The sequence below is a fragment of the Roseivivax marinus genome (assembly GCF_900109705.1).
GTDB lineage: Bacteria > Pseudomonadota > Alphaproteobacteria > Rhodobacterales > Rhodobacteraceae > Roseivivax > Roseivivax marinus.
The window spans coordinates 1-16,241 of sequence record NZ_FOAI01000019.1 but is presented as its reverse complement, the minus strand read 5'-3'; the positions used below and the strand labels follow the sequence as shown (position 1 = coordinate 16,241).

At 68.4% G+C, this 16,241-nt stretch carries 17 protein-coding genes; 8 read left to right on the top strand and 9 right to left on the bottom strand.

What is annotated here, in order from left to right; genetic code table 11:
• Positions 1-12: 12 nt before the first annotated feature.
• Positions 13-690 (top strand): rhomboid family intramembrane serine protease, encoded by a 678-nt coding sequence (locus tag BMX29_RS17425; protein ID WP_092815382.1) that lies wholly within the window; start codon positions 13-15, stop codon positions 688-690.
• A gap of 7 nt (positions 691-697) precedes the next feature.
• Here the strand turns inward: BMX29_RS17425 and BMX29_RS17420 are convergent, their stop codons facing one another.
• The 4 genes from BMX29_RS17420 to BMX29_RS17405 all read right to left on the bottom strand — a co-directional run bounded on the left by BMX29_RS17420 (position 698) and on the right by BMX29_RS17405 (position 5,014).
• Positions 698-2,170, bottom strand: a complete 1,473-nt coding sequence (locus tag BMX29_RS17420; protein WP_043845354.1) for a phospholipase D family protein — start codon at positions 2,168-2,170, stop codon at positions 698-700.
• A gap of 19 nt (positions 2,171-2,189) precedes the next feature.
• Positions 2,190-3,737 carry a murein biosynthesis integral membrane protein MurJ gene (gene murJ, locus BMX29_RS17415; protein WP_092815379.1) on the bottom strand — a complete coding sequence of 516 codons (1,548 nt, stop codon included), beginning with the start codon at positions 3,735-3,737 and terminating at the stop codon, positions 2,190-2,192.
• A gap of 106 nt (positions 3,738-3,843) precedes the next feature.
• Positions 3,844-4,026 carry a hypothetical protein gene (locus tag BMX29_RS17410; protein WP_092815376.1) on the bottom strand — a complete coding sequence of 61 codons (183 nt, stop codon included), beginning with the start codon at positions 4,024-4,026 and terminating at the stop codon, positions 3,844-3,846.
• A gap of 112 nt (positions 4,027-4,138) precedes the next feature.
• The gene (locus BMX29_RS17405) at positions 4,139-5,014 is read right to left on the bottom strand and encodes a 3-hydroxybutyryl-CoA dehydrogenase (RefSeq protein WP_092815373.1); all 876 of its coding nucleotides are present in this window, start codon (positions 5,012-5,014) and stop codon (positions 4,139-4,141) included.
• A 161-nt stretch (positions 5,015-5,175) separates the two neighbouring features.
• On the opposite strand from BMX29_RS17405, the gene BMX29_RS17400 reads away from it, so the two are divergent.
• On the top strand, positions 5,176-6,021 hold the full coding sequence (locus tag BMX29_RS17400) for a DUF6473 family protein (protein ID WP_092815370.1): 846 nt from the start codon (positions 5,176-5,178) through the stop codon (positions 6,019-6,021).
• Positions 6,022-6,077: 56 nt separating this feature from the next.
• Here the strand turns inward: BMX29_RS17400 and BMX29_RS17395 are convergent, their stop codons facing one another.
• The 5 genes from BMX29_RS17395 to BMX29_RS17375 all read right to left on the bottom strand — a co-directional run bounded on the left by BMX29_RS17395 (position 6,078) and on the right by BMX29_RS17375 (position 12,676).
• On the bottom strand, positions 6,078-7,004 hold the full coding sequence (locus tag BMX29_RS17395; RefSeq protein WP_092815367.1) for an electron transfer flavoprotein subunit alpha/FixB family protein: 927 nt from the start codon (positions 7,002-7,004) through the stop codon (positions 6,078-6,080).
• Entirely contained in the window at positions 7,004-7,762 is a 759-nt protein-coding gene (locus BMX29_RS17390; protein ID WP_043845343.1) for an electron transfer flavoprotein subunit beta/FixA family protein, read from the bottom strand. The genes BMX29_RS17395 and BMX29_RS17390 overlap by 1 nt, the downstream gene beginning before the upstream one ends.
• Positions 7,763-7,938: 176 nt before the next feature.
• Complete coding sequence (locus tag BMX29_RS17385; protein WP_092815475.1) at positions 7,939-9,060, bottom strand: M48 family metallopeptidase; 1,122 nt, start codon at positions 9,058-9,060, stop codon at positions 7,939-7,941.
• A gap of 4 nt (positions 9,061-9,064) precedes the next feature.
• Entirely contained in the window at positions 9,065-10,315 is a 1,251-nt protein-coding gene (locus tag BMX29_RS17380) for a DUF898 family protein (protein WP_092815364.1), read from the bottom strand.
• Between the two features lie 42 nt (positions 10,316-10,357).
• The gene (locus BMX29_RS17375) at positions 10,358-12,676 is read right to left on the bottom strand and encodes a DNA topoisomerase IV subunit A (RefSeq protein WP_092815361.1); all 2,319 of its coding nucleotides are present in this window, start codon (positions 12,674-12,676) and stop codon (positions 10,358-10,360) included.
• Positions 12,677-12,855: 179 nt separating this feature from the next.
• On the opposite strand from BMX29_RS17375, the gene BMX29_RS17370 reads away from it, so the two are divergent.
• The 6 genes from BMX29_RS17370 to BMX29_RS17345 form a co-directional block, all read left to right on the top strand.
• On the top strand, positions 12,856-13,467 hold the full coding sequence (locus tag BMX29_RS17370) for an SH3 domain-containing protein (protein WP_043845341.1): 612 nt from the start codon (positions 12,856-12,858) through the stop codon (positions 13,465-13,467).
• Positions 13,468-13,530: 63 nt separating this feature from the next.
• Positions 13,531-14,361, top strand: a complete 831-nt coding sequence (locus BMX29_RS17365; RefSeq protein ID WP_092815358.1) for an SDR family NAD(P)-dependent oxidoreductase — start codon at positions 13,531-13,533, stop codon at positions 14,359-14,361.
• A 41-nt stretch (positions 14,362-14,402) separates the two neighbouring features.
• Positions 14,403-14,606: a twin transmembrane helix small protein gene (locus BMX29_RS17360; RefSeq protein ID WP_043845338.1), complete on the top strand. Its 204-nt coding sequence runs from the start codon at positions 14,403-14,405 to the stop codon at positions 14,604-14,606.
• Positions 14,607-14,610: 4 nt separating this feature from the next.
• A complete protein-coding gene (locus BMX29_RS17355) occupies positions 14,611-15,186 on the top strand; it encodes a cob(I)yrinic acid a,c-diamide adenosyltransferase (protein ID WP_043845336.1) in 576 nt (191 codons plus the stop codon).
• Positions 15,187-15,304: 118 nt separating this feature from the next.
• On the top strand, positions 15,305-15,973 hold the full coding sequence (locus tag BMX29_RS17350; protein WP_051487795.1) for a hypothetical protein: 669 nt from the start codon (positions 15,305-15,307) through the stop codon (positions 15,971-15,973).
• A gap of 116 nt (positions 15,974-16,089) precedes the next feature.
• The coding region (locus BMX29_RS17345; protein ID WP_244889267.1) for a GTP-binding protein at positions 16,090-16,241 on the top strand (152 nt) is incomplete at its 3' end.

Genomic DNA, 16,241 nt, shown 5'->3' with positions numbered 1-16,241 from the left:
GGGAGCCCCGCCATGCAGCACCCCCACAATGCCAGCCCGGTCAACCCGGTCCCGCCCGTGGTCCTCGGCCTCTTCGGGGTCATGGCGCTGGTCGAGGCGGCGGTGTCGCTGGGGGCGCGGGGCCTCGTCGGTGGGCCGCAGGCCATCGGCTGGCGGGTGCAGCTGATCGAGCGCTTCGCCTTTTCGGGCGAGATCGTCGGCTGGATGACCCGCACCGGGCAATACCCGCCCGAGCATGTGGTCCGGATTGTGACCTACCCGTTCATCAACGGCGCGTTCAGCCAGACGCTCTTTGCCTGCGTCATGCTGCTGGCGCTGGGCAAGATGGTGGCCGAGACGCTCGGGCAGGCGAAGACGCTGGCGATCTTCTTCGGGTCGGCTGCGGGCGGCGCGGTGGTGTTCGGCGCGGTCTCGGGACAGCCGCTCTACGGAGGCTTCCCGCCGGTCTACGGCCTGATCGGCGCGTTCACCTACCTGCTCTATGTCCGGCTCGGCCAGACGGGCGAGGGCCAGTTGCGCGCCTTCAGCCTGATCGGAATCCTGATGGGGCTGCAGCTGGTCTTCGGTCTGTTCTTCGGGGTCGGCCCGTGGTGGATCGCCGAGATCGCGGGCTTTGCCTGCGGCTTCGCGCTAACCATGCTGCTGGTGCCCGGCGGCGCCACGCGGCTTCTGGCGCGCATCCGCCGCTAGGGCGCTGTCAGAACATTTCGTCCGGCAGCAACGGCAGGTGCCGCGAGAAACGGCGCGCGCGGCCAAGCGGGTAGGGCATGAGGAAGCCGATCCGGTCCTCGGGATCGAGGCGGGCGTTCGCGCGGGCCGCCTCGGCCCACGTCAGGGCGCGATCCGGGCTGCCGTCCTCGATGTGCGAGGACAGCCACTTGCGCGCGAGGCGCATCCGCAGGTCGTGCACCCGCTCATGGTCGCGGAAGAGGATCGACGCCTCGGTGTCCCAGCGCATGGACCGGCCGTTGAGGTTTGCCGACCCCACCAGTCCGAAGCGGTCGTCGATCAGCGTCACCTTGGCATGGACGTAGATCGGCCCGGCGCCACCGAGCGCGCGGGAGAACCCCTCGCGCGCAGAGCGGGTCTGACCCGGCGACAGAAGCGCCGCGCGTTCGCCGTATGCCTTCACGATGTCGCCGAGCGCCAGCGTCTGCAGCGCGTGGGCGTGGCGCGCGTCGAAGCTGTCGGCACCGCCGAAGAGGATGCGCTCGGGCTCGGGCGGCAGCAGAAGCACCAGTTGCAGATCCTTCGACCGTTCCGCCGCCTCGCAGAGGGCATCCGAGATGGGACGGTGGCGCAGGAATTGCGTCTCGAGGTGGATCATGTGCTCCGCCTCGCCGATGGCCTTGAGGGTGACCTCCTCGTGCTCGGTCAGGTAGGGCTTCGGCCCGAAGCTGAGGGGGCCGTGACGCGGTTTGGACATGGTCCGGACGAAGCGCAGGTCCGACTGCCCCTGCGGACGGTCGGGCGTCGGCATCGGGCGGGCCGGGTCGGCGAGCGACGAGGCATCGTCTTCCAGGGCCTGGTTCCAGGTGTCCGCGAAATGGGCGCGCGCGGCTGCAGCGATCTCGCCCTCGGCATAGAGGCTGACGTCGTGCCAGGTTTCCTCGGCGGGGCGGTCGTGGTCGTTGTCGTCCCAGCGGCGCTCGTTCACGTCGAGGCCGCCGACGATGGTGCGCGTCCCGTCCACCACGGCGACCTTCTGGTGCAGCGTGACCGGCCGCAGGAAGGGGCGCGCCTTCAGGAGCTTGCGTTGCACCGGCGTCAGGCGGTCCTCGGGCGAGGATTTCAGCGATTTGAGCTTTTCGGCGATCTTGAACACGAGCGCGCGGCGCCAGATCCAGCCGACCTCCTGCCCGTGCGGCGCGAGCAGGATCTGCACGTCGCCCGAAACGTGGTCGGCGAACTTGCTGGCCGAGGTCCACGACAGCCGGTGCAGGTCCGAGGCGAAGAGCGGGTCGAAATCGGTGATCGCGAGACGCAGCCGCACGCCGCGGTTGGTCACCCAATCCAGGAGGTCGAGCCAGGTCTCCAGACCGTGGGCTCGCACGCTCTCGGACCGCAGCCGGGTCGAGGGCTCGAACACGCGGTAGGACAGAAGAACCTCGTCCTCGGCCCCGGCGACAAGCTCTTCCAGCTGCGGATAGACCTCCGCGGCCGTGATCATGGATCGAAGCTTGGCGTCCTCAGCGGCGCCGCCGCGAGACGGCCTCGCGGAAGTCTCCGAGGCGGAAGGCTCCGATTGCGTGTCCGACAAGGCCATAGACGGCGGCTCCGATTGCGATCAGCAGAATAAGCGCGACGTAACGCATGCCGCCCGCATTGAGTAAAGGCTCGAGGGCGAACATCGTTCCCCAAAGCACCGCCCCGAGAATGACCGACGCCGCGGCGATACGCCATGCCCGCTTGCGAAAGCGATCATCCACGCGGGCCACCGGTCCAAGCCTGCGGCCGCCGATCAGAAGAAGCGCCACCAGAGCCCAGCCCGCGACCGTGGTCGCTATGGCGGGTGCGAGCCAGCCAAGCACAGGCGCGAGGCCGATCGCCAGAACGGCATTCACCACCATCGACACCACGGCGTAGCGGAAAGGGGTCTTCGTGTCCTCGCGCGCGAAGAACAGCGGCTGAAGCACCTTCTGGAGCACGAAGGCCGGCAGACCGAGGCCGTAGATCGCCACAGCCTGCGCGATGGCGGCGGCGTCCGCCATGCTGGTCGCCCCGCGCTGGAACAGCACCGCGACGATGGGCAGTGGAATCACCACGAGCGCCACCGCCGAGGGCAGGGTCAGCGCCAGTGAGATCTCCGCCGCGCGCGAGAAGGCCGCCCGGCCGCCGGCGTCGTCGCCTGCCTTGAGCTTGCGCGACAGGTCGGGCAGCAGCACGATCCCCACCGCGATGCCGACAACGCCCAGAGGAAGCTGGTACAGACGGTCGGCGGCGTAGAGCCAGCCCACGGCCTTCTCGAAGTTCGACGCGACTTGCTGGCCCACGAGCAGGTTCACCTGCATCACGCCTCCCGCAAGCGCCGCGGGAACGGCGACGCGGACGAGGTTCTTCATCTCGGGCGTCCAGCGGGGGCGGCGGGGGCGCAGTTTGAGGCCCGCGCGTTCGGCCGCCACCCAGACGAGGATGAGCTGCGCGATGCCCGCGACCGGGATCAGCCACACGAGCGTCAACACCACGTTGCCCCCGAGCCAGGCGGCGATTGCCATGCCCGAGATCACCAGAACGTTCAGCAGAACCGGCGCAGCGGCGGCGGCGGCAAAGCGTCCGGCGGCGTTTAGCGCGCCCGACAGCAGCGCCGCCAGCGAGATGAACAGGATGTAGGGAAAGACGATGCGGCCGAAATCGACCGTCAGCGCGAAGCGCGGGTCGTTGGCGAAGCCCTCGGCGGTGGCGTAGACCAGTGCCGGCATGAAGATCATCGCGAGCGCCGAGATGATCAGCAGCACGAAGGCCAGTCCGGACAGCGCCGACGACCCGAAATCGAGCGGCGCGTCGTCGGCCTCGAGCCGCTTCGAGAACATCGGTACGAAGGCCGCGTTGAACGCCCCCTCGGCGAAGAAGCGGCGGAACATATTGGGCAGGCGGAAGGCGGCCACGAAGGCGTCCATCACCGGGCCGGGCCCGATCAGGGCGAGGATGACGATCTCGCGCACGAGCCCCAGAACACGGGACAGGAGGGTCCAGACCCCCACGGTCAGAACGCCGGTCAGCAGTCGGATCGGTTGCATGTCAGGGGTGCCTCTGCCCGCCTTGGGGCGCCGTTCTGCGGACGCCGGTTGCGCGCAGGCTTATCCCAAGTCGCGGCGGGAGGAAACGAAATCGCGCGGGCGCGCGTCAGTCGTCGTCGCGCTCGCGGAAGGGGCGGGTCGCCAGCTTGCCCGCGCCGACGGTGCCCTTCACCGCGGTCTTGGTGGTGAAGACGGTCGCATCCTTCGCGGTATCGGCCGTGCGGATCGCGAGGCAGCCCGAGAGCGGCAGCGCGGCCGCGAGGAGCAGGACGGTCAGAACGGGGCGCATGGCGGGCCTTTCTCGGAACGCAAGCAGCCCGCCTCGTGCGGGCGAGCCTCACCTACGCAGACCGCAGGCCCCGCGCAACGCCGGCCCGCCACGGCGGGCGATCCGCCGCCGATCAGCGGGTCGGGACCGGCTCGTCTCCGCGGTAGTCGTAGAAGCCGCGCTTGGTCTTGCGGCCGAGCCAGCCCGCCTCGACATATTTCGACAGGAGGGGACAGGGCCGATACTTGGTGTCGCCGAGCCCCTCGTGCAGCACGTTCATGATCGCGAGGCAGGTGTCGAGGCCGATGAAGTCGGCCAGTTCAAGCGGGCCCATCGGGTGGTTCGCCCCGAGCTTCATCGCCTGGTCGATGGAGCGCACGTTGCCGACGCCTTCGAGCAGCGTGTAGCAGGCCTCGTTGATCATCGGCACGAGGATGCGGTTCACGATGAACGCCGGGAAGTCCTCGGCCGAGGCGGCGGTCTTGCCCAGCTTCTCGACCACGGCGAGGCAGGCCTCGTAGGTCTCCTGGTCGGTGGCGATGCCGCGGATCAGTTCCACGAGGCTCATCACCGGAACCGGGTTCATGAAGTGGAAGCCCAGGAACTTCTCGGGGCGGTCGGTGCGCGAGGCGAGCCGCGTGATCGAGATCGAAGAGGTGTTCGACGTCAGGATCGTGTTTTCCTTGAGATGGGGCACGATGCCTTCGAAGATCTTGTGCTTCACCTCTTCGCGTTCGGTCGCGGCCTCGATCACGAGGTCGGTCTGGCCGAGGTCGGGAAGCTCCATCGTGGTGCGGATGCGCGCGAGCGCGGAATCGCGTTCCTCGGCCGAGATCTTTTCGCGGCTGACCTGACGGTCGAGGTTCTTCTCGATGATCGCACGCGCCTTCTCCAGCGCGTCCCCGCTCACGTCGTTGAGCATGACGTCGAAGCCGGCCAGCGCCATGACGTGCGCGATGCCGTTGCCCATCTGGCCTGCGCCCACGACGCCGACGCTCTTGATCTCCATATTCTGCCTCATGCCCTTTTGATCAGGCCAGAGCATAGGCACGGGCAAAACGCGGGCACAAGGGCGGGCCGGGAAAGTTCGAGACGCTTTTTCACCTTAGCCCTTCGTCAACGCGAATCGGGTGTCTTCCCCTTCGGGTGAGTTGAAATGTTGGGTGAGAGATGTCGTACGCCAGCCATGAGCGCGGCGGGATGGAGTATTATCCCTGCCGCTACGGCGCCTCGCGGATCACGTTCCGCGGGCCGCGCAAGTCCTGCGAGGGGGCCTTCGCCGCGTTCCTCGGAGGCACGGAAACCTACGGCCGCTTCGTGCCGGACCCGTTCGTCGCTCAGGTGGAGCGCGCCTCCGGTCTGCCCTGCGTGAACTTCGGGGTGGTCAACGCGGGCCCGGATGCCTTCGTCAGCGACCCGGTCGTGCCGGGCCTCGCGGCCGGCGCCGCGCATGTGGTGATCGAGCTGACCGGGGCGCAGAACAATTCGAACCGACTCTATCGCGTGCATCCACGCCGGAACGACCGCTTCGTGAAAGCGTCCGACACTCTGGCCGCGCTCTATCCCGAGATCGACTTCAGCGAGCACGCCTTCACGCGGGGCCTGTTGCGCACGCTTCTCGACACGGACGCGGAGCGGTTCGCGCTGGTCACGGCCGAGTTGCAGGCTGCGTGGACGGCGCGAATGAAGGCGCTGATCGCCCTGCTGCCCGCGCCGGTGACGTTGTTGTGGTGCGCCGAGGCCGAGCCGCCCGAGACGCTTTCCTACGCCGAGGGCGAGCCGCTTGGCGCCGAGCCGCTCTTCGTCACGCGCGCCATGATCGACGCACTGGCGCCGCTGGCCGACGACACGGTCGTCTATGTCCGCAGCGACGCGGCCCGCGCGGCGGGGACCGACGGTATGACATTCTCGGATTTCGATGCTGGAGCGGCTGGGCAGCTTCTGGGCGCCGTGGCCCACGAAGAGATCGCCGGACTTCTGGCCCCGCTGGTGGCGCGGGCCCTGCAGGCAGCCTGAGCCGGAAAAAAGCCGCCCGGCGCCATGGTTTCGGCGCCGGGCGGTCTGTCGTCCTATCAGACCTTCTCGGTCAGCTCGGGGACCACTTCGAAGAGGTCGCCCACGAGGCCGTAATCGGCCACCTGGAAGATCGGCGCCTCTTCGTCCTTGTTGATCGCGACGATCACCTTGGAGTCCTTCATGCCGGCAAGGTGCTGGATCGCGCCCGAGATGCCCACGGCGATGTAGAGATCGGGGGCCACGACCTTGCCGGTCTGACCGACCTGCCAGTCGTTCGGGGCGAAGCCCGAATCGACCGCCGCGCGCGAGGCGCCCACGGCCGCACCGAGCTTGTCGGCGAGCTTCTCGACCACCGCGAAGTTCTCTTCCGAGCCAACGCCGCGGCCACCCGAGACGACGATGCCCGCGGAGGTGAGTTCCGGACGGTCGCTTTCGGCAAGCTTGTCCTCGACCCACTCGGACACGGCCGGATCGTCCGCCGCGTCCACGGTTTCGACCGAGGCGGAGCCACCGGTTCCGGCCGCGTCGAAGGTCGAGGTGCGGATGGTCAGCACCTTCTTGGCGTCCTTCGACTTGACGGTCTGCATCGCGTTGCCGGCGTAGATCGGACGCTCGAACGTGTCGGCATCGACCACGTTGGTCACGTCGGTCAGCACCATGACATCCAGCAGCGCGGCGACGCGCGGCAGGATGTTCTTGGCGTCGGTGGTCGCAGGCGCGACGATGTGGTCGTAGCCCTCGGCAAGCTTGGCGACGAGCGCCGCGGTCGGCTCCGCGAGACGGTGACCGTAGCGCGCGTCCTCGGCGACCAGCACCTTGGCCACGCCGTCGATCGTGGCTGCCTCGTTGGCCGCGTCGGCGGCCTTGGCGCCAACGGCGAGAACGTGCACATCTCCCAGCGAGCTGACCGCCGCAACCGCCTTGGCGGTGGCGTCCATCGACAGCGCGCCGTCGTTGATTTCTGCCATCAGAAGAACGGCCATCACACGACTCCCTTTTCCTTGAGCTTCGCCACGAGCGTATCGACGTCGGGCACCATCTCGCCCGCGGCGCGCTCCGGCGGCTCGGCGGTCTTCACAACCTCGAGGCGGGGGCTCACGTCGACGCCGTAATCCTCGGGGGTCTTCTCCTCGAGGGGCTTCTTCTTGGCCTTCATGATGTTCGGAAGCGACGCATAGCGCGGCTCGTTGAGGCGCAGGTCGGTGGTGACGATGGCGGGCATCTTGACCTTGATGGTCTGCAGGCCGCCGTCCACCTCGCGCGCGACCACGGCGTGATCGCCGTCGATGTCGAGCGTGTTGGCGTTCGTCGCCTGCGCCCAGCCGGTCAGCGCGGCCAGCATCTGGCCGGTGGCGTTCAGGTCGTTGTCGATCGCCTGCTTGCCGGCGATGACGAGGCCCGGCTCCTCGGCGTCGATCACGCCCTTCAGGAGCTTCGCGACGGCCAGCGGCTCGATGTCCTGGTGGACGTCGTCGGCCGCGACGATCAGGATCGCCCGGTCGGCGCCCATGGCGAGCGCGGTCCGCAGGGTTTCCTGCGCCTGCTTCACGCCGATCGAGACCGCGATCACTTCTTCGGCCTTGCCGGCCTCTTTCAGCCGGATCGCCTCTTCGACGGCGATCTCGTCGAACGGGTTCATCGACATCTTGACGTTGGCGAGATCGACCCCGGTGCCGTCCGACTTAACCCGGACCTTCACGTTGTAGTCGATCACCCTTTTGACGGGCACGAGTACCTTCATGCGCTTCTGACCTCCTCAAGCTGGCGCCGCGTGGGATGGGCGCCGGTGTGCTGGCATTGAGATAACGCCCAGACCGGCACGGCAACAGGGGAAAACCGGCGCTTCATGGACCCGGAACGTCGCGTTTTCGGCATGCACCCATGCGTGGAACGCAAGAAACGCCGCGAACCTGCCCGTTATCCGCAGATGTTGCGCAGGTCGGTCCAGGCCGCGTCGTCGAGGATCGGACGGGTCTCCGCGTCCTCCCGCGTGGCGGCGCGGGCGGCCTCGACGCGGTCCGACAGGCGCGGGTGGCTCAGGAAATGCGACAGTGCGCCGGGGGCTTCGCCGGCCTCCCCGGCCAGCGTTTCGAACAGGTCGCCAAGTGCGGCCGGTTCCACCTGCGCCTCGCGCAGCAGCCCGTAGGCATAGCGGTCGGCGCGGGCCTCGGCCTTCTGGCTGTAAGAGGCGTCGATCAGCCGCTCGGCCAACGTCAACATGACCGCGCCACCGGCGAAATCGCCGAACAGAAGCCCGAGAAGGCCGACCGACCCGGCTGTGCGCAGCGCCGCACGGGTGGGGTCGCGGGCTTCCACGTGGCCAATCTCGTGAGCGAGGACGGCGGCGATCTCGTCCCGGCCCTCGGCGAGGTCGAGCATGCCCCGGATCAGCACGATCTGGCCGCCCGGCGCGGCGAAGGCGTTGACCATGTCGTGGTCGAAGACCCGCACGTCGATGTCGTAGGCGAGGTCGCGCCCCTCGGTGAGCCGCGCCGTCATCAGGTCGAGTGCGGCACGTCCGTCCGTGCTCGAGCAATCGAGCGCGCCGGCATCTTCCGCGCCAAGCACGCGCTCCATCTGCCTCAGGACGGTCTGACCGAAGGCCTGTTCGCGCTCGGGCGGCAGCATCCCTGCCAGCGTGCCGGCAAGCGCGGGCAGGATGACGAACAGCATCAGCACCACCGCCGCCAGCGCGCCGCCGCCGTAGAGCGCGAGGCGCCGCGCGGTGCCCGGACGATGCGGGCGCGAGAACAGCGCAGGCCGGGTCCGGTGCAGCCACGCCACCGCGTCGGGCTCCGACACGACAAGCCGCGCGGCCTGCACCTGCGTCTCGTCGCCGTGCGGCTCCACATGGGTCAGGACGATCTCGTCGGGCCGGGAATGGTCGGGCAGGGCGCGCAGCTCGCCCAACGGCCAGCGCAGGGGCGCGTCCGTGCCCGCCCCTTCGATCATCAGGGCCAGCCGGTCGGCGGACAGCCGCACGCGAACCTCGCGGGTGGCGGCGGTAAGCCCGTCGGAAAAGCGCGCTGTGGTGTCCATCGCCTCAGAACGCCCCGCCGAGGTCGAGCGCGTCGGCGAAGCCTTCGGCATCCGCGCCGCGATCGCCCGTGCGCTGCTGTACGGCGCCGAGCGCATCGGCGTCCGAGACGGTCAGCGTCGTGACATAATGCGCCAGCACCGGCTGGGAGATCAGCGCCAGCGTCGCCGCGCCGATGAAGACGAAGCCGAGAAGGTAGACCATCATGGCCGGCAGCGCGGCGACGACAAGGCCCACCAATGCGCCGTCCTCCCCCGCCATCTGCCCGGCCCCGCCCGCGATGATCGCGATGGCGCCGCCGAGCACGCCGAAGACCACCGAGGACACGAGGCCGATGGCGAGGCTGCCGAGCGCGTAGCGTGTGAAGATGGTCTTCACCGACGGTGACGCGGTGAGGCCCGCATGCCCGTCGAGGACCGTGTGCGAGGCGAGGTAGGCGAAGGACCTGACGCGGTAGACGAAGAGGCCGAACACCAGCCAGATGCCGGTGGCTGGCAGGGCGAGAGGCGGCAGCAGTGGCCACTCCAGCAGGTAGGTGATGAGGGCGGCGGCCGCGCCGAACGCCACCGCGTAGAATATCTGCCGCATCGCGCCGTAAAGCGCGGTCCAGTGGCCCTCCTGCCGGAAACGCGTGTCGCCGAACCAGCTGCGGTCGGTCATGTAGCGCGTCAGCCGGAAGGTCTGCAGTGGCAGAAGCAGGCCCAGCGTCACCCCGGTGAGGGCCATGTACCCCAGCGCGCGGACCGCGTAGCCCCACGCCGCCTTGTCCATGCCGAAGCGGATGCCCCGCCAGCGCGTGCGCGCCAGCCGGTAGCGCCGCGCGCGGTAGATCGCGAACTGGACGAAGGGCAGCACCGCCGCGCCGGTCAGCAGGAAGGCCACGGAGCGGGCCAGGACCTCGACCCGGGTCTCCGGCTCGGTCCAGAGCGTGAGGCCGAAATAGAACAGCCCGATCTGGATCAGCCCGACGTAGACGGCGAGGATCACCACCGCCAGCAGGAAGCCGAGGAGCTTCTCTACGCCCGTTCCGGTGTATTCAAACCGGTCGCCGTCGAGCTCGACCGACGACCAGATGTAGCGTCGGACCCGGGTCTTGGCCCAGAAGCGGTAGATGCCGAGCGTCAGGACCGTCAGCAGCCCGGTCTTAAGCCCGAGCATGAAGATCGGGTAGGGCGCACCGGTGTAGCGCGGCCCGGCGGCGCGCGGCGGAAGGGGCGGCGGCGCCTCGGCCGGGTGCGGCGGCGGCGTGTCGGTCATTCGGCCTCCGTGCGTTTCCCGCGCCCGCCACAGCGCGCCGCGTCAGGTAAAGCGGTTGTCCCGCGGGAAGCCGCGCGGCGCCATCCGGCCCGCGGTCGCCCGCTTGGCGCGCCACTCGTCCAGCTCGGGTTGTGCGACGGTGCGCGTGCGGCCTGCCGGGTCCAGCCATGTCAGACCGGCCTCGAGCGTGAAGGTGATCGCGTCCGAGAGTCCGCCGTCCTTGTACTTCTGCAGGCGCACGCCCTTGCCCTTGGCCATTTCGGGCAGCTCGGCGATGTCGAAGACCAGCAGCTTGCGGTTCTCGCCCACCACCGCGACGGCATTGCCCGCTGTCGGCTTGCAGAGTGCGGCACGGGTGTCGCCCCGCACCGTCAGGACCTGCTTGCCCGCGCGGGTCTGCGCCACGACCTCGTCCTCGGGCACGACGAAACCGTCGCCCGCGGTGGACGCAAGCAGCAGCTTGCGGCGCGGCTGGTGGATCAGGATGTCGATGATCTCGGCCTCGTTCGGAAGGTCGACCATCAGGCGCAGCGGCTCGCCCATGCCGCGCCCGCCGGGCAGGTTCGCGGCCGATACCGTGTAAAAGCGCCCGTTCGAGCCGAAGACCAGCAGCTTGTCGGTGGTCTCGGCGTGGAAGATGAAGCGCGGTCCGTCGCCGTCCTTGAACTTGAGCTCACGGTCCAGCGCGACGTGCCCGCTGAGCGCGCGGATCCAGCCGCGCTCGGAGCAGACGACCGTGATCGGCTCGCGGTCGATCATCGCCTCGATCGGCACGTCCTCGGATTCGCCGGCCTCTTCGATGAGGGTGCGACGCTTGCCCGCCACGTCCTTGGTGAAGGCCTTCTTGGTCTCTTTGAGCTGGTCCGAGATGCGCGACCATTGCAGGTCCTCGCTGGCCAGCAGGTCCTCGATCCCGGCGCGTTCCTCCATCAGGCGGTCGCGTTCGGCCACCAGCTCGATTTCCTCGAGGCGGCGCAACGAGCGCAGGCGCATGTTCAGGATGGCCTCGGCCTGGACCTCGGTCAGGCTGACCGCACCGTCGTCGGGCAGGGGCGCGGGGGCGATGTAGTCCTTCTCGGACGTGGCGCGGACGTGGTCGCGGCCCCAGTCCTCGCGCATCAGCGCCGCCTTGGGGTCGTCGTCGTAACGGATGATGTCGATAACGCGGTCGAGGTTGAGGAAGGCGACGATCAGGCCTTCGAGCACCTCGAGCCGGTGGTCGATCTTCTCCATCCGGTGGTGCGAGCGGCGGATCAGCACGTCGCGCCTGAAATCGAGGAAGGCGCGCAGCACTTCCTTGAGCGAGCAGACCTTGGGCGTCACGCCGTCGATCAGCACGTTCATGTTGAGAGAGAAGCGCAGTTCGAGGTCCGAGTTCTTGAACAGCGTCGACATCATCACGTCGGGATCGACGTTCTTCGAGCGCGGCTCGAGGATCATGCGGACGTCCTCGGCGCTCTCGTCGCGGATGTCGGCGAGGATCGGGACCTTCTTGGTCTGGATCAGTTCGGCCAGCCGTTCCACCAGCTTCGACTTCTGGACCTGGTAGGGGATCTCGGTGACCACGATCTGCCACGTGCCCCGGCCGAGATCCTCGATATGCCAGCGCGCGCGCAGGCGGAACGAGCCGCGGCCGGTGCGGTAGGCCTGCAGGATCTGGTCCCGGCCCTCGACCAGCACGCCCCCGGTGGGGAAGTCCGGGCCGGGGATGTAGTTGACCAGCGTGTCGTCCTGCGCGTTCGGCGTGCGGATCAGGTGCAGGCAGGCATCGATCAACTCGCCGATGTTGTGCGGCGGGATGTTCGTGGCCATGCCCACCGCGATTCCCGAGGCGCCGTTGGCCAGCAGGTTCGGGAACGACGCGGGCAGGACGGCGGGTTCTTCGAGCGTGCCGTCGTAGTTCGGGCGGAAGTCGACGGCGTTCTCGTTGAGGCCGTCCAGCAGCGCCTCGGCCGCGACCGACAGCCGGGCCTCGGTGTAGCGCGAGGCGGCCGGGTTGTCGCCGTCGATGTTACCGAAGTTGCCCTGGCCGTCGACCAGCTTGTAGCGGATCACGAAGTCCTGGGCGAGGCGGGCCATCGCGTCGTAGATCGCGGCGTCGCCGTGCGGGTGGTAGTTGCCCATCACGTCGCCCGAGATCTTGGCCGACTTGCGGAAGCCGCCGTTGGACGCGAGTCGCAACTCGCGCATCGCGAAGAGGATTCGCCGGTGCACGGGCTTCAGGCCGTCGCGCGCATCGGGAAGTGCCCGATTCATGATCGTCGAAAGCGCGTAGGTCAGATAGCGCTCACCGATCGCGCGGCTCAACGGCTCGGCGAGGTCACGGGTGTTCATGTTGGGGTCATCGGCCGGATCATCCATAAATCCTGTGATATACACGCCCGCGGCAGGGGTAAAGCGGATGCGCCTCTACGGCTGATAGGATCGCGCGCGATGCTTATTTCGGGAAACATTTTGGCTACGCGAAAGGTTGGGAATCGAGTAAGCAAGATGTCGCCGGTCCATTGAAGGCCGGCGGTCGAGCCAACGAGGTGACGACCATGTACAAGTTCATTCTGGTGACGTTCGGGGCCCTGTTCCTGGCCTTCTACGAAATGTCAGGCGGATCCGATTTCGAACCCGGCTGGTGGCTGGACAAGAACGCCGACGCGGTGGCTGAAGCCGACGCCGCCGAAGCGCAGTCCGAGCAGGTTGCGCGAGCCGACAGCGGCGGCGTGCTGACGCAGGTCGTCGCCTCCGCCGAAGCGTCCGAGGCGACGCCCGCGCAGAAGGCGCCGGCGCAGGCGTCCGACACGCCCGAGCCGATCGCGGTATCGCTGAACAGCGGAAGCGCAGGCTCGGACGATCCGCTGGCCGACGTGCCGCTCACCCGCCGCACCACGGACACTGACGTCGAGACCGGGGTGAGCGTGCGCGAGACCACCGCGAGTTCCTCCAACGCGGAAGAGTCTTCCGCGGACATGCGGGTCGTCGATGGCAACGTGGTCAACATGCGGACCGGGCCCGGTACCAATTTCTCGGTGATCGCACAGCTTCGCCGCGGCGACGAAGTGCAGGTGCTGCGCAGCAACGATGGCTGGGTCAAGCTTCGCACCGTCGAGAACAACCGCATTGGCTGGATGGCCGACTACCTTGTGACCGCGTCGCGCTGAAGCGGCGCCCCTGCGGCGCGGCGCGCAATTGCGCCGCGCCCGCGGTCATCGTAAGCGCGGGACATGACCGAGATTAACACGCGCACTCTCCTGATCACCGGCTGTTCCTCGGGCATCGGTCTCGATGCCGCCCGAACCCTGTCCGAGCGCGGCTGGCGCGTTTTCGCCGCCGCCCGGAAAACGGAGGACGTCGAACGGCTCTCCGGTGGGGGGCTGGAAGCGCTGCGCCTCGACTACGCCGATCCCGACAGCATCGCCGCGGCCGTGGCCGAGATCGCGGAGCGCACCGGCGGGCGGCTTGACGCGGTGTTCCACAACGGCGCCTACGCGATTCCCGGACCGCTCGAGGATGTGCCCCCCGCGGCCATGCGGGCGATCTTCGAGTCGAACTTCCTCGGTTGGCATGACCTGACCACACGGGTGATCCCGATGATGCGCGCCCACGGCGGCGGGCGGATCGTGATGAATTCGTCGGTTCTGGGGCTCATCGCGACCAAGTGGCGCGGGGCCTACTGCGCCACCAAGTTCGCGGTCGAGGGCTGGTCCGACGCGCTTCGCATGGAGATGCGCGGCACCGGCATCGAGGTTTCGGTGATCGAGCCCGGCCCCATCGACACCGCCTTTCGCAAGAACGCCATCGCCGCGTTCGAGAAATGGGTGGACTGGGAAAAGAGCGCGCGCGCCGATCAGTATCGCGAAAGCCTGCTGACCCAGCTCTACGAGGGCAGCGGGGGCGGCTATCCCGCCTCGGACGTCACGAAGAAGCTGATCCACGCGCTCGAGGCCCCGCGCCCGCGGGTGCGGTATTACGTGACCCCGCACACCCATGTCGCGGGTGCGCTCAAGCGGGTGATGCCGGCGCGGCTGCTGGACCGGTTGCTCGACCGGGCGTAACCCGGCGCTACGTCGGCGCAGGGAAGCAAAGGGACGGACAGATGAGCTCAGACCCGCTATTCATCGTCATGGCCCTCGTGATGTTCGTCGTGGTCGTGATCCTCATGACCGGCATCGGCGGCTTCGCGAAGGGTGGGGAATTCAACAAGAAATACGCCAACAAGCTCATGCGGTGGCGGATCGCGGCGCAGTTCGTTGCGGTCCTGCTGATCCTGCTGTTCGTGTGGGTCCGGCGCGGAGGCTGAAAGCATGGTCGTCCTGAACAAGATTTACACCCGCACCGGCGACGCGGGGGAAACCGCGCTGGGCGACGGCACCCGTGTGGCAAAGCACTCGGCCCGTGTGGTCGCCTACGGCACCACCGACGAGCTGAACTCGGTCGTGGGCATCGCCCGCCTCCATGCCGAGGGCGTCATGTCCGAGCAGCTCGCGCGCATCCAGAACGATCTCTTCGACCTCGGCGCGGACCTCTGCCGCCCGGACATGGAGCGCGACCAGGAGGCCGAATACACGCCTCTGCGTATGGTGCCCTCGCAGACCAAGCGGCTGGAAGGCGAGATCGACGCGATGAACGCGAAGCTCGAACCGCTGCGCAGCTTCATCCTGCCGGGCGGTTCGGCTGTCTCGGCCCACTTGCACCATGCTCGCACGGTGGCCCGTCGCGCCGAGCGCCACGTGATCGAACTTTCGGCGATCGAGGGCGTGAACGAAGCCGCGGTGACCTATCTCAACCGCCTGTCGGACTGGTTCTTCGTGGCCGCGCGGATCGGCAACGACGAGGGACGGGCCGACGTCCTCTGGGTGCCCGGCGCCAACCGCGACTGAGATCGCGACCGCCCGCGTCGCGCGGCCTCCGTCGATACGCCGGACGCCGCCCGGCGTTGCGCGGCAGGCCCGTGTGGTCTATCCCGCCGGAGGTCACGCCGACCCCGGAGGAACCCCGATGCTGCGCCGACTGGCCATCCTGTCCGCCGCCTGCCTGACGCTCGCCGCCTGCGCCGACGGCGCGCGCGAGCTCGAACGGCCGCTGCGCCCGCTTGGCGATTTCCGCCTCGGTCACGCCGTGGTGACGGCGCCCAACATCGTGCAGGGGCCGGCCTCGCGGAAGGCCAGCGGCGACGAGTGGATCGAGGCGATGGACGCGGCACTCGAGGAACGCTTCCGCCGCTATCAGGGCGACCAGCTCTACCACCTCGGCGTCAGCGTCGAGGGCTTCGTGCTGGCCCAGCCCGGCATTCCGATCGTGTTCTCGCCCAAGTCGGTCGTGATCGTGCGCGTCTCGGTGCTGAAGGACGGCGTCTACGAGACCGTGTCCGAGGCGCGGCTCAACCCCGAGGCCGAGGAGATCACCGCGTTGGAAGCACCGTCGCCCGAGACCATCGTGGGCTCCGGCGTCACCCAGTCCAAGGCCGAGCAACTCGAGAACCTGTCAAAGAACGCCGCGCTGCAGATCGAGAAGTGGATGCGGCGCCAGGCCCAGTCCGAGGGCTGGTTCGGCGGCGCCGACGCGGTGGCCGAGGAGACCGCGGAGGAGGCCGAGGCGGCGACCACGTCCGACACCTCGGGTGACGCTGCGGAAGGTGCGTCCCCGCCGGTGCCGGCTGCCGGCTGAGCGTCGGCCGCGGGCCGGGAAACCGCGCTTGATTTTCCGATCCCGACAAAATATGTGGCCCGCGATGTAGCCGGGCCGCCAGGTCCAAGAACCCTCAACAAAGGCGTCTGTGAGAGATGGCAAAGGAAAAGTTCGAACGCGGCAAGCCGCACTGCAACATCGGCACCATTGGTCACGTCGACCACGGCAAGACGACGCTGACGGCTGCGATCACGAAGTATTTCGGTGACTTCCGGGCGTATGACCAGATCGACGGTGCGCCGGAAGA